The 14520-nt window shown below is 68.6% G+C and carries 12 protein-coding genes; 8 read left to right on the top strand and 4 right to left on the bottom strand.

The genetic code is table 11. From position 1 onward, the window contains the following. Positions 1 to 124 precede the first annotated feature (124 nt). Both VN378_RS00685 and VN378_RS00690 read left to right on the top strand, forming a co-directional pair. Entirely contained in the window at positions 125 to 1147 is a 1023-nt protein-coding gene (locus VN378_RS00685; protein ID WP_325739988.1) for an NADP-dependent oxidoreductase, read from the top strand. Between the two features lie 12 nt (positions 1148 to 1159). After that, the gene (locus VN378_RS00690) at positions 1160 to 1567 is read left to right on the top strand and encodes an acyl dehydratase (protein WP_325739992.1); all 408 of its coding nucleotides are present in this window, start codon (positions 1160 to 1162) and stop codon (positions 1565 to 1567) included. A gap of 97 nt (positions 1568 to 1664) precedes the next feature. Here the strand turns inward: VN378_RS00690 and VN378_RS00695 are convergent, their stop codons facing one another. Both VN378_RS00695 and VN378_RS00700 read right to left on the bottom strand, forming a co-directional pair. After that, positions 1665 to 2456, bottom strand: a complete 792-nt coding sequence (locus tag VN378_RS00695) for a SapC family protein (protein ID WP_325739994.1) — start codon at positions 2454 to 2456, stop codon at positions 1665 to 1667. A gap of 108 nt (positions 2457 to 2564) precedes the next feature. After that, a complete protein-coding gene (locus VN378_RS00700; RefSeq protein ID WP_325739996.1) occupies positions 2565 to 4589 on the bottom strand; it encodes a TonB-dependent receptor in 2025 nt (674 codons plus the stop codon). Between the two features lie 104 nt (positions 4590 to 4693). Between VN378_RS00700 and VN378_RS00705 the strand changes: the two genes are divergently transcribed. The 5 genes from VN378_RS00705 to VN378_RS00725 all read left to right on the top strand — a co-directional run bounded on the left by VN378_RS00705 (position 4694) and on the right by VN378_RS00725 (position 9125). Continuing rightward, on the top strand, positions 4694 to 5176 hold the full coding sequence (locus VN378_RS00705) for a Fur family transcriptional regulator (protein ID WP_325739998.1): 483 nt from the start codon (positions 4694 to 4696) through the stop codon (positions 5174 to 5176). Between the two features lie 53 nt (positions 5177 to 5229). Beyond that, on the top strand, positions 5230 to 6120 hold the full coding sequence (locus VN378_RS00710) for an alpha/beta hydrolase (RefSeq protein WP_325740000.1): 891 nt from the start codon (positions 5230 to 5232) through the stop codon (positions 6118 to 6120). A gap of 76 nt (positions 6121 to 6196) precedes the next feature. Then, positions 6197 to 7699: a CoA-acylating methylmalonate-semialdehyde dehydrogenase gene (locus tag VN378_RS00715; RefSeq protein WP_325740002.1), complete on the top strand. Its 1503-nt coding sequence runs from the start codon at positions 6197 to 6199 to the stop codon at positions 7697 to 7699. Between the two features lie 4 nt (positions 7700 to 7703). Next, the gene (locus tag VN378_RS00720; RefSeq protein ID WP_325740004.1) at positions 7704 to 8123 is read left to right on the top strand and encodes a hypothetical protein; all 420 of its coding nucleotides are present in this window, start codon (positions 7704 to 7706) and stop codon (positions 8121 to 8123) included. Between the two features lie 108 nt (positions 8124 to 8231). Next, positions 8232 to 9125, top strand: coding sequence for a hypothetical protein (locus tag VN378_RS00725; RefSeq protein ID WP_325740006.1), 894 nt, complete (start codon positions 8232 to 8234; stop codon positions 9123 to 9125). Between the two features lie 70 nt (positions 9126 to 9195). Here the strand turns inward: VN378_RS00725 and VN378_RS00730 are convergent, their stop codons facing one another. Both VN378_RS00730 and secA read right to left on the bottom strand, forming a co-directional pair. After that, on the bottom strand, positions 9196 to 10359 hold the full coding sequence (locus VN378_RS00730) for an aminotransferase class V-fold PLP-dependent enzyme (protein WP_325740008.1): 1164 nt from the start codon (positions 10357 to 10359) through the stop codon (positions 9196 to 9198). Between the two features lie 138 nt (positions 10360 to 10497). Next, the gene (gene secA / locus VN378_RS00735) at positions 10498 to 13392 is read right to left on the bottom strand and encodes a preprotein translocase subunit SecA (protein ID WP_325740010.1); all 2895 of its coding nucleotides are present in this window, start codon (positions 13390 to 13392) and stop codon (positions 10498 to 10500) included. 239 nt (positions 13393 to 13631) lie between these two features. Between secA and VN378_RS00740 the strand changes: the two genes are divergently transcribed. After that, on the top strand, positions 13632 to 14520 hold an 889-nt coding region (locus tag VN378_RS00740), incomplete at its 3' end, for a peptidylprolyl isomerase (RefSeq protein WP_325740012.1).

Raw genomic sequence — 14520 nt, forward strand, 5'->3', positions numbered from 1 at the left:
CGCCTCATTCTCGATGATGCGACTCGGGCGGACCGGAAACGGTCCGCCTTTTTCTTTGCGCCGGCTGGACAGGCGGCCCGGCTTGCTGACTATGTGCGTCCAGAAAGAAAACCCGGAGATCCTCATGGCTCGCGTCAATCGTCAGTGGGTGCTGCGCCAACGGCCGAAAGGCCTGGTCAAGCCCGGCGATCTCGAACTCGTCGAGGCGCCCGTGCCGGCGCTGAACGAATCCCAGGTCCTGGTCCGCACCATCTATCTGTCGCTGGACCCCACCAACCGCACCTGGATGAATGACGCCGAGGGCTATCTGCCGCCGGTGGCGATCGGCGGCGTGATGCGCGGCCTGACCCTGGGCGTGGTCGAGGAAAGCCGCTCCAGCCGCTTCCGCGCCGGCGACGTGGTCACGCCCCTGTCGGGCGGCTGGTCCGACTACGCCGTCGTCAACGAAATGGAACTGCGCCCCGTGCACCGCGCGCCCGGCATGCCCCTGACCGCCAACCTCAGCGTCCTCGGCATGACCGGCATGACCGCCTATTTCGGCGTCACCGACGTGCTCAAGGCCAAGGCCGGCGAGACCATCGTCATCTCCGCCGCGGCCGGCGCGGTGGGCTCGATCGCGGGCCAGGTGGCCAAGGCGCGCGGCTGCCGCGTCATCGGCATCGCCGGCGGGCCGGACAAATGCCGCTGGCTGACCGAAGAACTCGGGTTCGACGCCGCCATCGACTACAAGAACGAGGACGTCGGGGAAGCGCTGGACCGCCTGGCGCCCGACGGCGTCGACCTGAATTTCGAGAACGTCGGCGGCGACATCATGATCGCCGTCTACAACCGTCTGAAGACCCACGGCCGCATGGCCGTCTGCGGTCTGATCTCGGCCTATAATGCGACGAAGGCGCCGCCCTCGCCGAATTTCGCGCGCATCATCACCCATCGCCTGAACATCCAGGGTTTTCTGGTTCTGGATTACGCCCACCGCGGCCGTGAAATGGTCGCCGAGATGGGGCCCTGGCTGGCGGACGGCACGGTGAAATGGAAGGTCCACGTCGACGACGGGCTGGAAGGCGCGCTGGATTCGCTGAACCGCTTGTTCACCGGCGACCATGACGGCAAGCTGCTGGTCCGCGTATCGGAAGAACCGGCGGGCTGACGGGACCTGGACATGACTGAGCCCTTGCACGTCCATTTCGAAGACCTGGGCGTCGGCGAGGTCATCTCCCTGGGCGCCTGCATGGTCGACCCCGCCGCCCTGGACGTGTTCGTCGAGCGGTTCTCGCCCGGCTGGGATGTCTCGTACGGCGCGCCGGAGGCCATGGTCTACGCCCTGTGGAGCCGCGTCTTCGCCGACAAGGCCTCGGGCTGGGCCCAGTCCAAGGTGCTGGCGGTGGATGGTCTGCGCTTCATGCGCAATCCCCCTGCCGGGGAGCTGATGCGGGGCCGCATGACGGTGATGGGCAAGGATCCGGTCGGCGACGAAAAAGGCATCGTCATCGCCCAGCACGATCTGCTCGACGAGGCGGGGCGGCTGGTGTTCTCCTGCCTGACGCGGGCGTTGCTGGCCCGCCGCTGAGACAGGAAAAAGCCCCGCCCGGCGAACCGGACGGGGCTTGTCCCGTGATCACGTCAGCGCGCGTCAAGTAGCGCGAAGCGCGGCAGGCGCCCTGAAATCAGGCGTTGCCGGCGGCCGGCTGGGCGGCGGCGGCCTTCTGGAAGGCCATGGCGATCAGGCGATCCCAGCCCAGCAGCGAGACCAGATGGGCGTAGATCTGGCCCAGGGCGCCGTTATCGCGCAGTTCGGCCAGCTTCTTGGCCGGCAGGGCCTTCAGCTTGTCTTCCGAGACGGCGAAATATTCGGCGATCTTCTGCGGCGCGGCGGCGGTTCCGTCCGGATTGCGCGGCGTGAAGATGGCTTCGCGCGTGTCCAGCAGATCCATGTCCTTCAGCAGGGTGAGGAAGGCCTCGGTGCGCAGACGCTCCTGCTCGAAATTGTTGCAGAACTCCATCGCCTGCTGGGTATAGGGCGAGGGCTGGCCGTCGACGAACAGCGGGGTGGCGCCGCCTTCCTTGATGAACGGCGCGGCGCGGTCGACGCACAGGATCAGACGCTTCTGCGCGTCGTCGTTGGCGAAGACGAACGGATAGCGGCGGACATAGGCCGGGATGTAGGCTTCGGCGCGGAACTCGCCGTCGTCGCTGACGAACAGGTTCTCGCCGGCGCGCAGCGCCATCACCGCCACCGGCTGCTTGTTCTCGCCGACGAAGATCACCGGATACGACAGGGCCGCCGGAGCGAATTCCGTGACCATCAGAGGCACCAGATTGGTCTGGGCGACGAAGGCGTAGGGCTTGTCGACCGCGTCGACGCCCAGGGCGCCGTGGATCTCGACCGACAGCGGCTCGGGCTGGGCGTAGAACAGAACATTGCCCGACAGGGGCGAGGCGGCGGTTGTATCGGTCATGAACGCGATCGGGCTCTGAAGGAAAATGAAGGGGGCTTCTAGCGTAGTCGCCCCCTCCCCGCAAACCGGCTCGCCCCCGGGGCGTCCGATGCGGTTAGCAGGCGGCCGTCAGAACCTGTAGCTGACCCCGACCCTCAGGTTCCGCCCCGGCAGGGGGGCGATATCCTTGAGGAAGCTGACGTGTTCGCGCGCTTCCTCGTCGGTCAGATTGTGACCCTCGGCGAACAGGGTGACGCCCTTGTCGGCGAACGGCCGCCAGACGCCCGACAGATTGACCATGGTGTAGCCGTCGGTGCCCAACTCATACGCCGCCAACTCGTCCTGTTCGCCGACGTGGCGGACCTCCAGCGAGGCGTCGAACGGCGTCGAGGTCCAGTTCAGCCGGGCGGTGGCGCTGTACGGCGGAATGCGCGCCGCCGGGCCCTGATCGGTCTCGGCGTCCACGAAGTCGACGGCGCCTTCCAGGCTCAGGGCGCGATCGCCGCTGGCCCACAGGTCGTATTCGCCCTCGGCCTCGAAACCGCGGAACTCGGCGCCGGTCTGGACGAACTGGAAGATGGGGAAGCTTTCCCCGCCGTCCACGAACACCGCGCCCGTGTCCTGTTCGTCGATGAAGCCGTCATAGGTCGAGGCGTAGACGTGCAGATCCCCGCGGAACCGGTCGGCGGTGTAGTGAAGGGTGCCCTCCACGGTCGTCACCGTCTCGTTATCCAGCGTCGCATCCCCGCGCTCATAGACGCCGGTGGCGACGTGCAGGCCGTCGGCGAACAGCTCGACCTCGGACGGAGCCCGCTCGTTGTGAGCCAGGCTCAGGCCGAGAAACAGGTTCGCCGTCGGCTTGATGAAGGCCGCCACAGAGCCCGACCAGTTGTCGAACTCGCGTGCGATTTCCGACCCGCCCGACAACGGCGTGGCCGTGACCGAGCGCCGGTCGTAGCGCAGGCCGCCCTCCAGCCCCCAGCCGGCCCGGTCGAGCCGCTGGACGGTGTAGATTCCGGCTTCCTCGATGTCGCTGGTCGGCACGAAGGCCTCGGCGCCGATCGCCTCGAAGGTTCGCGACAGGGCCTGCACGCCGACCGCGCCGTTCCAGCCGTTCCGCGTCCGCTGCACCAGATCGGCCCGCGCCTCCTGGCCGTCGGACTCGAAGATGGTTCCCGGATTGCCGGGTCCCTCGAATTCGGTGTGGGTGTAGTCGGCGTGGCCGTAGGAACCGGTCAGCTTCTGGAACGGACCGCCGTCGAAACGCAGCTCGCCGCGCACGTCCTCGCGCGTCTGCTCCAGCTGGATGAAGACGTCCGGCTCGGCCACCGTGCCATAGGTGCTGGACAGGTCCTTGTACGAGGCGCCGAGGAAGCCCCGCGATCCGATCCATGACGCGCCCACGCCCCAGCTTTCCAGTTCCGAGAAGCTGTTGGGCTGGGTTCCGCCCGGCCCCCGCGCGATCCCCTCGGCGTCGGCCAGCCGCTGCGAGATGGCGGGCGAGGGGATGTCGTAGTCGTCGGCTTCCTTCTTCACCCCGTCGACGCTGATCGCGATGGGCCCGAGGCCGAAGGTCGCCCGGGCCGAGGTCGACCAGCCGTCGTCGACGCTGGACGCCTGGGCCGAGACCATGCCGTCGACGCCGTCCGGCATTTCGGTCGGGATACGGTTGTCCAGCACATTGACCACGCCGCCGATGGCCGTGCCGCCATAGGCCAGGGTGGCCGGACCGCGCACGATCTCGATGCGGTTGGCCTCGGCCGGGTCGGTCGCGACCTGGTGGTCAGGCGACACCGAACTGGCGTCGATCAGGCCGATGCCGTTGGTCAGCACCTGCACCCGCGGTCCCGACAGGCCGCGGATCACCGGGCGGCTGGCGCCGGGGGCGAAGTCGGTCGAGCGCATGCCCGGCAGGCCCGCGACCAGATCGCCCAGCGAGGCGGCGGGCGCCGTGGCCAGGGCCTCCTCGTCGATCACCGTGGTGGCGATGGTCGTGGCGCGGGCGCTGATGCCGTAGGGCGCGCCGGTGACGATGACGTCGTCAAGAACCGCCGCCGGATCCTGTGGAGCCGACTGGGCGGCGGCGACGCCGGCCATGGCGCTCCACCCAAGGGCGGCAGTCAGGGCGGCGCGGGATACGAGGGACGGAGACATGGGGAGATCCGGTACAGAAGCGATGACTAGGTGTTACGAGATAACATCACAGAAGGTCAAGCCGCCCTGTTGCGGCGGCCGCGGCGAGGGCCTAGCTCTGGCGCATGAGCGAGCACTGCCATCATCATCACGATGACGGTCCGCCGGCCGCCGCCGAGGTGGCCCGCGCGATGGATGAGGCCGACCGCCGGCTGACCGCCGAGGGCGAGCGGATGACGCCGGCCCGCCTGCGCGTGCTGGAGCTGCTGCTGGCCGCCGGCGAGCCGGTGAAGGCCTATGATCTGATCGCCCGTTTCGGCGACGACGGCCAGCCGGCCAAGCCGCCGACCGTCTACCGCGCGCTCGAATTCCTGGAGCGCAAGGGCCTGGCTCACCGCATCGCCTCCATCAGCGCCTATGTCGCCTGCACCTCGGGCAGCGTCGACCACGCCGCCGCCTTTCTGATCTGCGACTGCTGCGGCGCGACGCAGGAGGTGTCCGCCCCCGTCGCCGGCGATCTGGGACGGGCCGCCGAGACCGCCGGCTACGCCATCGTTCGCACCACCATCGAGGCCCACGGCCGCTGCCCCGCCTGCATCGCGGGCTGAGCCTTCCCTCGGGTGAACTGGCGCGGCCCCCGTCAACCGCCTATCTGCCCTGAATGGACGCGATCCGGCTCTCCCCGCCCCGTCGCCTGAGCCTTCCGGTGTCGAACCGCTGGGGCGAGGGACGCATGAGCGTGCTGGATTTCGGCGACGCGAACCGTCCCGTCGACATCGTCTTCGTTCACGCCAACGGCTTCAACGCTCTGACCTACCGCACCCTGCTGGCGCCCCTGTCGGGCAGCCTGCGCATCTGGGCGCCGGACCTGCGCGGCCATGGCGGGACCACCCTGCCGACCGATCCCGTCGGCCGTCGCCACTGGTACGATCACCGCGACGACCTGATCGCCCTGCTGGAGGCGCTGAACGGACCGCCGGCGGTTCTGGCGGGCCATTCCATGGGCGGAACCTCGGCGCTTCTGGCCGCCGCCGAGCGCCCTGAGCGCGTCGCCGGCCTGGTTCTGTTCGATCCCGTGATCTGGAGCCGGCTGACGGTCGCCGCCTTCCAGCTTCCCCTTTTCGACCGGCTGGCCTCCCGCATCCCCTTGGTCCGCAACGCCCTGCGCCGCCGCGCCGTCTTCGACAGCCGCGAGCAGGCCCTGGCCGCCTACGCCGGACGCGGCGCCTTCAGAGGCTGGCCCGAGATGATGCTGGCCGACTATCTGGCCGACGGCCTGGTCGAGACGGCGGACGGATTCGTCCTGGCCTGCGACCCGGCCTGGGAGGCCTCCAACTATGCAGCCCAGAGCCACGACCCATGGCGCGCCCTCAGGCGACTGGACCGGCCCGTCCGCATCCTGAAGGCCGAAGCCGGCTCGACCTGCCACCTGACCGGGACCCCGCGCGGCCTGCCCCGTGTCACGGTCGAGACCGTCCCGGGCGGCACCCATTTCTTCCCCATGCTCAAGGCCGACGTCGCCCGTGACGCCCTGTTCGACGCGGCGGTCTGACACTGGCGCGCGGGGATTGGTCGGGCTAAACCGCGCGCCAACCAGAACAAGCCTCCATTCAGGAAACGCTCCGACCATGCGCGACATCAACCACTTCATCGACGGCGCCAGCTTCACGGGCGCCTCGGGCCGGTTTTCGGACGTCTTCAATCCCAACACCGGCGACGTCCAGGCCCGGGTGCAACTGGCCTCGGTCGCCGAGATGGATCGCGCCGTCCAGGCGGCCCGGAACGCCTTCGACGGCTGGTCCTCGACCAACCCCCAGCGCCGCGCGCGGGTGATGTTCGAGTTCAAGCGCCTCGTCGAGGCCAATATGAACGAGCTCGCCGAACTGCTGTCGGCCGAACACGGCAAGGTCATCGCCGACTCGAAAGGCGACATCCAGCGCGGTCTGGAAGTGATCGAGTTCGCCTGCGGCATCCCGCATGCGCTGAAGGGCGAATACACCTGGGGCGCCGGTCCGGGCATCGACGTCTATTCGATGCGCCAGCCGCTGGGCGTGGTGGCGGGCATCACCCCGTTCAACTTCCCGGCCATGATCCCGATGTGGATGTTCGGCGTCGCCATCGCCGTCGGCAACACCTTCATCCTCAAGCCGTCCGAGCGCGATCCGTCCGTTCCGGTGCGTCTGGCCGAGCTGATGATGGAGGCGGGCGCCCCGGCAGGCGTGCTGAACGTCGTGCACGGCGACAAGGCGGCGGTCGACGCCATCCTGACCCATCCGCTGATTCACGCCGTCAGCTTCGTCGGCTCGTCCGACATCGCCAACTATGTCTACCAGACCGGCGCGGCGCACGGGAAACGCGTCCAGGCCATGGGCGGGGCCAAGAACCACGGCATCGTCCTGCCCGACGCCGACATGGACCAGGTGATCAAGGACCTGTCGGGCGCCGCTTACGGCTCGGCCGGGGAGCGTTGCATGGCCCTGCCGGTCGTCGTCCCCGTCGGAAAGAAGACCGCCGACGAGCTGCGCGAGCGGATGGTCGCCGAGATACCGACCATGCGGGTCGGCGTCTCGACCGACGCCGGCGCCCACTACGGACCGGTCGTCACCGCCCAGCACAAGGCCCGCGTCGAGGGCTGGATCGAGAAGGGCGTGCAGGAGGGGGCCGAACTGGTCGTCGACGGCCGCGGCTTCAGCCTGCAGGGGCACGAGAAGGGCTATTTCATCGGCCCGTCGCTGTTCGACCACGTCACGCCGGAGATGGAGTCCTACAAGGAGGAGATCTTCGGCCCGGTGCTGCAGATCGTCCGCGCCGCCAGCTTCGAGGAGGCCCTGCACCTGCCGTCGAAGCATCAGTACGGCAATGGCGTCGCCATCTTCACCCAGAACGGTCGCGCGGCGCGTGACTTCGCCGCCCGGGTCAATGTCGGCATGGTCGGGATCAACGTCCCGATCCCGGTGCCGGTCGCCTATCACACCTTCGGCGGCTGGAAGCGCTCGGCCTTCGGCGACACCAACCAGCACGGGATGGAAGGCGTGAAGTTCTGGACCAAGGTCAAGACCGTCACGGCGCGCTGGCCGGACAGCGAGCTTGAGCACGCGGATTCCAGCTTCGTCATCCCGACGATGGGCTGACGCCATGGCGATCGTGGCTGTGGCGGCGTTTTCGGCCGCCCTCTGGGCCGCCCCCCAGGCCTTCTCCTGCGCCGCCGTCGTCGGGTCCGCCCCGTCCCGCGACACGCTGGTCGCGCTGAGCGCCGCCAGCGATGCGCGGCTGCAGCGGATGATCGAACAGGTCCACGCCATCGCCACCCGGCCCGGCGCCAATCCGACCGGTCCTGCCGATGTCCGCGCCGTCGTCGCGGGCGTGCAGCCGGACACCGACGCCTTTGCGGCGGCCTTCGAGGCGGGCATGTGCGCCCACTACACGCCGTCGGCGACCCCCGACGCCGAGCGGACGATCCGGCAGCTCGGCGACAACATCCGCGGCGCGCCCGCCCGGATGCGCGACGCCGCCCTCCGCGGAACGCCCCTCGAAGCCCCGCCGGGCCTCCCCTGATCCGGAACCGCGGTCTCCCTCGCCACTCGCCTGACAGGCGTGCGCGACAACCCAATTCGGTGCTAGGCGTTAACCTGTGTGAACCGTGAAGCTGGAGCGCTCCCCCGCATGCGACGCTTTTTCGTCTGGTCGGCCCTCGCGGCCCTGATAGGCCTGGTCCTCGCCATCGGCGGCTTCTGGGCCTACCAGCATTTCTACGCCCGCTTCCAGCCGGTGACGGTCCAGCGCAACCAGGCCTCGATCCAGCGCCTGCTGGATGAATCCTCGTGGATCTCAGCCGGCGGCGGCGGCCAGCCGCTCTACATCATCGGCTATCGCGACTCGGCCGCCATGCAGCGCTACGAGCTGGAGGAGGCGCCCAAGCTGCGCGCCGCCGGCGTCGAGGTCCGCATCATCGTCTTCGCCCGCCCGGACCGCGAGGGCCTGGCCCAGTCCACCGCCGCCGAGCGCGCCACGGTGGCCGAGCTGTGGCTGACGCGCGACTGGACCCTGTACCAGCGCTGGACCGCCACCCCGGTGCGCAACTGGACCGCCGCGGGCATCCCCGCCGCCGACGGCAATCTGGCGCGCGGCGCCGTGGTCGAGGCGGGACGCGACTTCGTCGCCAGCCTGGCCGGAAAGCTGAACGAGGAAGGACTGCAGACCCGCTATCCGCTGGTCATCTGGCGCGACCGCGAGGGCTTCATGAAGGCCTGCGCCTGCTCGGACAGCCGCTCGTGGGTCTTCATCCGTGACGACCTCGACGCGCCCGACCGCATCGAGACGCCGGCCGTCGCCCCGGGCGATCCGGCGGCGCCCGCCGCCTGGGCCGGCGAGGGCAGCCCCGAGAGCCTGCCCTATCCCGACCTGACGCCCGTTCCGCCCGCGGCCGGCGGCGTTCCGGCGACGCCAGGCCAGAGTCCCCCGGCGGGCGCCCGCCCGACCGCGCCGCGTCCGGCGACGCCCCCGGCCCCGCGCAAGGCGCCGGAACCCAGGCAGCAGGAAGACACGACCTTCTTCTAGGGGTCAGCCAGGAAATCGGTCCAATTACTCCGTGCATCCCCGCGAACGCGGGGATGCACGGAGTTGCGGCCTAGAGGACCCGTTTGCAGGCCGTGACCAGCCGTTCGACGTCGGCGTCGTCCTGGTACAGCCCGAAGCCGAAGCGGATCACGTCGTCGCGCACGTCGGTGACGACGTTGGCGTCCAGCAGACGCTTGCGCCAGACCTGGGCGTCGGGGTGACGCAAGGCGAGGAAGCGCGCGCGGCTGGTCTCGTTGCCGACCGGATTCAGCAGGTCCGCCCCTTCAAGCCGTCCGGCCTCGCCCCCGCTGACGGCGTCCTGGAAGCGCCGCATCAGGGCGCGGGCGTGGTCCGAAACCGACGCGGTGGTCTCTCCCGCCTCGTCCAGCATCCCCCGCACGCCGTTGAAGCGGTACAAGGGCGTCGCCTCGAAGGTGGCGCCCCAGAACCGCCCGGCGTCGCCCCGGTATTGCACCCCCTCGGGCGGGCCCATCAGATTTCCGAACTCGGCGAACCAGCCGGTCGACACCGGCCGCGGACAGAAGCCGTCGGGGGCGTGCAGAACGCCCGCCCCCTCGCCGGACATGGCGTATTTATAGCCCCCGGTGACGTAGAAAATCCTGTCCGCCGCCGCTGACAGGTCGGTCGGCGTCGCCATGAAGCCGTGATAGCCGTCGACGATCACCCAGGGTCCCGCCGGATCGGCCAGCGCCGCCAGATCGGCGATCCGGCCGAACACCTGGCCCGTCCTGAAGAAGATCTGACTGACCACGATCAGGTCGAACCCCCCGTTCCGCGCGGCTTCCACAAACCGGTCGTCGAAGGTCTCGAACGGGTGCAGCGGGACGCGCGTGACCACCGCCTCTCCGGCCTCTTCCCAGCGTTCGCCCTGGCGGCGGAACGAGTGGAATTCGCCGTCGGTGGACAGGATGCGGACGGGCTTCCGTTCCAGGCCGGAGAAGATGCGCAGCAGGAAGTCGTGGGTGTTGGGCGCGAACACCACCGTGTCGGGCGACGGCAGATTCAGCTCCTTCGCCACATGGGCCTGCGCCTCGGGCACGACCTCGCCGAAGATCAGGTCCCATTTCCGGTCGGCGAATTTGTTCGCCTCGACCCAGGCCCGGACCTGCCCGTCGAAACTGGCGTCCGGCCACAGATGATGGCTGTGCGCGGCGAAATGCAGCCGCTCCGGATCCAGCGACAGGGCGCGGGAGAACAGGTCCTTGCGGCTCATCTCGACCCTCCTGCGGCCCAGTCGTCACTGTCGCCGTCGTATCGGAATTCCCCGCCGAAGCCGTCGTCGAATTCCCCGCGAAAGTATCACCCCTCGCGCTCAAGCAGCGAGCCGCCGCGCGGCGAGCGGTAGCGCCCCTTAAATCAAACTTCCGTGGCAGTGCTTGAATTTGCGGCCCGAGCCGCAGGGGCAGTCGGCGTTGCGCGGCGTACGCTCCCATCCGGCCGGCAGGACGTCGACCGGCAGGCGGGCGCGGGCGTCGCCTTCCAGCGCCCCTTCCGGCAGCTGCGCCAGCGGATCCGCCATCTCGTTCTCGCCGGTGCCGGGGTTCAGGTGAATCTCCTGGAACTCGGGCATTTCCATCGCCGGCGGCTGTTCGAAGCGGAACTCCACGGTCATCAGCCAGCGGGTGACGTTGTGGCGCAGCTCGTACAGCAGCGTCTCGAACAGGTTGAAGGCCTCGGTCTTGTACTCGTTCAGCGGATCGCGCTGGCCATAGCCGCGCAGGCCGATGACGCCGCGCAGGTGGTCCAGATGGACCAGGTGCTCGCGCCACTGCATGTCGATCATCTGCAGCAGGAACTGCTTCTCCAGACCGCGCGTCTGCTCGGCCCCGATCTGCTCCATACGCTCGACGGCGCGCGCATCGGCGGCGGCGACGACCCGCTCCTCGATCTCCTCGTTGGAGACGCCTTCCTCGGCGGCCCAGTCGTGCAGCGGCAGCTCCAGTCCCAGGGTCGAACGGATCTTCTCGTCCAGCCCGTCGATGTCCCACTGCTCGGCATAGGCCTTGGGCGGCATGTGCTTTTCGATCAGGTCGGAGATCACGTCGTTGCGGAACTCGCCGACCAGTTCGGACAGGTCCTCGGAGTCCATGAACTCCTGGCGCTGCTCGAACACGGCCTTGCGCTGGTCGTTCACGACGTCGTCGTACTTCAGCAGATTCTTGCGGATGTCGTAGTTGCGGGTCTCGACGCGCTTCTGGGCGGTCTCGACGGCGCGGTTCAACCACGGGTGCGAGATGGCCTCGCCCTCGGCCACGCCGAAGCTGCGCATGATGGCGTCCAGACGGTCGCCGGCGAAGATGCGCAGCAGGTCGTCCTCGCAGGACAGGAAGAATTTCGAGGTGCCCGGGTCGCCCTGACGGCCGGTCCGGCCGCGCAGCTGGTTGTCGATGCGGCGGCTCTCGTGGCGCTCGGTGCCGAGCACGAACAGGCCGCCGGCGGCCAGCGACTTCTGCTTCTGCACGGCGATGTCGGCCTTCAGACGGCCCTCTTCCTCGGCCTCCATCTCGGGCGTGACCTCGACGGCCATGTTGCGGTTTTCCAGCCGCCACTTCTGCAGGCGCATTTCCAGGTTGCCGCCCAGCTGGATGTCGGTGCCGCGGCCGGCCATGTTGGTGGCGATGGTCACCACGCCGGGCAGGCCCGCGTCGGCGACGATATAGGCCTCCTGCTCGTGCTGGCGGGCGTTCAGGACGCTGTGGGGAATGCCCTTGCCGCGCTTGACCTCGATATCGAAGTCCTCGTCCTTCAGGGCCTGATAGGCCTTCTTCGCCTCGCGGCGGACCTTGTCGTCCTCGCTGACGACCATCTCCATCAGATGGGCGTGCTGCGGCTTCAAGGTCTTGAGCGTGACCTCGTACTCATAGGTCTCGAGCAGTTTCGACAGGGTCTCGGACTTCTCGATCGACACCGTGCCGACCAGGATGGGCTGGCCCTTGACGTGGCATTCGGCGATCAGGCCGGCGATGGCCAGGTTCTTCTCGGCCTCGGTGCGGAAGATCTCGTCGTCGTGGTCGATGCGCTTGACGGGCCGGTTGGTCGGCACCTCCAGCACGTCCATCTTGTAGATGTCGAGGAACTCCTGCGCCTCGGTCGCGGCCGTGCCGGTCATGCCGGACAGCTTTTCGTAGAGGCGGAAATAGTTCTGGATCGTGACCGAGGCCAGGGTCTGGTTCTCGGGCATGATCTTCACGCCCTCCTTGGCCTCGATGGCCTGGTGCAGGCCCTCGGACAGGCGGCGCCCGGTCATCATCCGGCCCGTGAACTCATCGATCAGCATGACCTCGCCGGCCTTGATGATGTAGTCCTTGTCCTTCTGGTACAGGGTGTTGGCGCGCAGGGCCTGGTTGATGTGGTGCACCAGGCTGATGTTGGCGGCGTCGTACAGGCCCGTGGTGTCGGCGGCGAACAGGCCGCGATCCTCCATGATCTGTTCGATCTTCTCGGAGCCTTCCTCGGTCAGCAGCGCCTGACGCTGCTTCTCGTCGAGGTCGAAGGTCGTCTTGTCCTGGATCAGTTCCTTGATGATGCCGTCGACGATCAGATACAGGTCCGACCGGTCCTCGGTGGGGCCCGAGATGATCAGCGGCGTGCGCGCCTCGTCGATCAGGATGGAGTCGACCTCGTCGACGATGGCGAAATGGTGCGGCCGCTGCACCATCTCCTTGCGGTCGTAGACCAGGTTGTCGCGCAGATAGTCGAAGCCGAATTCGTTGTTGGTGCCGTAGGTGATGTCGGCCGCATAGGCCGCCTGGCGCTGGCCCGACGACAGGCCGTTGACGATGACGCCGACTTCCATGCCGAGGAAGCGGTAGACGCGGCCCATCCATTCGGCGTCGCGCCGCGCCAGATAGTCGTTGACGGTGATGACGTGCACCCCCTTGCCCGACAGGGCGTTGAGATACACGGGCGCCACGGCGACCAGGGTCTTGCCCTCGCCCGTGCGCATCTCGGCGATGCCGCCGTCGTGCAGGATCATGCCGCCGGCCAGCTGAACGTCGTACTGACGCTGACCCAGGACCCGCTTGGACGCCTCGCGGGCGACCGCGAAGGCTTCGTTCATGATCCTGTCCAGCGTCTCTCCGCCAGCCAGCCGGTCGCGGAAGGCGTCGGTCATCATCCGCAGCTCGTCGTCCGACAGGGCGGCGAACTTGTCCTCCAGCGCATTGATCTTCTGGACCCGGCCCATGAAGTCCTTGACCTTGCGGTCATTGGAGGAGCCGAAAATCTTCTTGGCGATGCCGAGCATGAATGTTCCGAAGGCGGGCGGGCGACAAAGGCCCTGGTACTGGAAGGGTCCCGAAGGAGCGGCGACGACTTCGCCCAAGGGTTCCCGGCGTCGTCGGCCCGGGCGCCTGTCACAGGCGCGCGCGAGGGCCGCGCGAACGTTCGAAAACCCCTCGACTTGGGCGCAGGCGGGACTTAAGCACCGGCCTTATCCCTGTCAACGCGAGGGCCTTTCCCGCCCCGTGACGGAGCGCGCCCCCGATGAGGCTTTCCACCCCCTTCGCACCCGTCCTGATCGCCGTCTGCATGGCGCTGACCCTCGGCGTGGCGTCCTGCGGCCGGGGCGCCGGGTCCGACCGTCCGCCCCAGCCCGGCGACCGGGCCGTGGCCAGGGTCCAGGACCAGACCATCTGGGCCTCCGACGTCAAGCGTGAGGCGGTGGCGCAAGGCCTGGTCGGCGAGGGCGAGCCGCTGGACGTCACCAGCGACCTGTTCCGCCGCGTGCTGGACGAGGTCATCGATCAGAAGCTGCTGGCCGCCGAGGCCGACCGCCGCGGTCTGGACAATTCCGCCCTGGCCCAGCGCCGGCTCGAGGCGACGCGCGAACGCATTCTCGGCGACATGCTGGTCGAGACGGTCGTCAACGGCACCATCTCCGACAAGGCGGTCGAGACCATCTATCAGGAACAGGTCCGGCTGGCGCAGACATCCGAAGAGGTCCGCGTGCGCCTGATCCTGTCGCGCACCCGGCCCGAGGCCGACGCCGTCATCGGCATTCTGGCGCAGGGCGCGGCCTTCGAGGCCGTGGCCGCCGAAAGTTCGATCGACGACGCCACCCGCTATTCCGGCGGCGATCTGGGCTACCGGACGCTGGACGTCATGCCCGAGGCCTACGCCAACGCCCTGCGCGACAAGCCCGCCGGCTCGACCGTCGGCCCGTTCCAGACCGAGGGCGGCTGGGCCGTCCTGCGCGTCGAGGACCGCCGCCGCGAGACGCCGCCGACGCTGGAGCAGGCCCGGCCGCAGATCGTGCGCTATCTGACCTATGAAGGCGTCCGCCAGCTGCTGGAGCAGCTGCGCGGCAAGGCCAAGGTCGACATTCTGCTGGAGGGGGACGCCGCCCGGACCCAGGAACCGGCTTCCGCCCCCC

It is taken from the genome of Brevundimonas sp., from assembly GCF_035561115.1.
Taxonomy (GTDB): Bacteria; Pseudomonadota; Alphaproteobacteria; order Caulobacterales; family Caulobacteraceae; genus Brevundimonas.

Excerpts from the sequence above, each read along its gene's own strand:
- VN378_RS00685 (WP_325739988.1), top strand. The coding sequence starts at position 125 with ATGGCTCGCGTCAATCGTCAGTGGGTGCTGCGCCAACGGCCGAAAGGC.
- VN378_RS00690 (WP_325739992.1), top strand. The coding sequence starts at position 1,160 with ATGACTGAGCCCTTGCACGTCCATTTCGAAGACCTGGGCGTCGGCGAG.
- VN378_RS00695 (WP_325739994.1), bottom strand. The coding sequence starts at position 2,456 with ATGACCGATACAACCGCCGCCTCGCCCCTGTCGGGCAATGTTCTGTTC.
- VN378_RS00700 (WP_325739996.1), bottom strand. The coding sequence starts at position 4,589 with ATGTCTCCGTCCCTCGTATCCCGCGCCGCCCTGACTGCCGCCCTTGGG.
- VN378_RS00705 (WP_325739998.1), top strand. The coding sequence starts at position 4,694 with ATGAGCGAGCACTGCCATCATCATCACGATGACGGTCCGCCGGCCGCC.
- VN378_RS00710 (WP_325740000.1), top strand. The coding sequence starts at position 5,230 with ATGGACGCGATCCGGCTCTCCCCGCCCCGTCGCCTGAGCCTTCCGGTG.
- VN378_RS00715 (WP_325740002.1), top strand. The coding sequence starts at position 6,197 with ATGCGCGACATCAACCACTTCATCGACGGCGCCAGCTTCACGGGCGCC.
- VN378_RS00720 (WP_325740004.1), top strand. The coding sequence starts at position 7,704 with ATGGCGATCGTGGCTGTGGCGGCGTTTTCGGCCGCCCTCTGGGCCGCC.
- VN378_RS00725 (WP_325740006.1), top strand. The coding sequence starts at position 8,232 with ATGCGACGCTTTTTCGTCTGGTCGGCCCTCGCGGCCCTGATAGGCCTG.
- VN378_RS00730 (WP_325740008.1), bottom strand. The coding sequence starts at position 10,359 with ATGAGCCGCAAGGACCTGTTCTCCCGCGCCCTGTCGCTGGATCCGGAG.
- secA (WP_325740010.1), bottom strand. The coding sequence starts at position 13,392 with ATGCTCGGCATCGCCAAGAAGATTTTCGGCTCCTCCAATGACCGCAAG.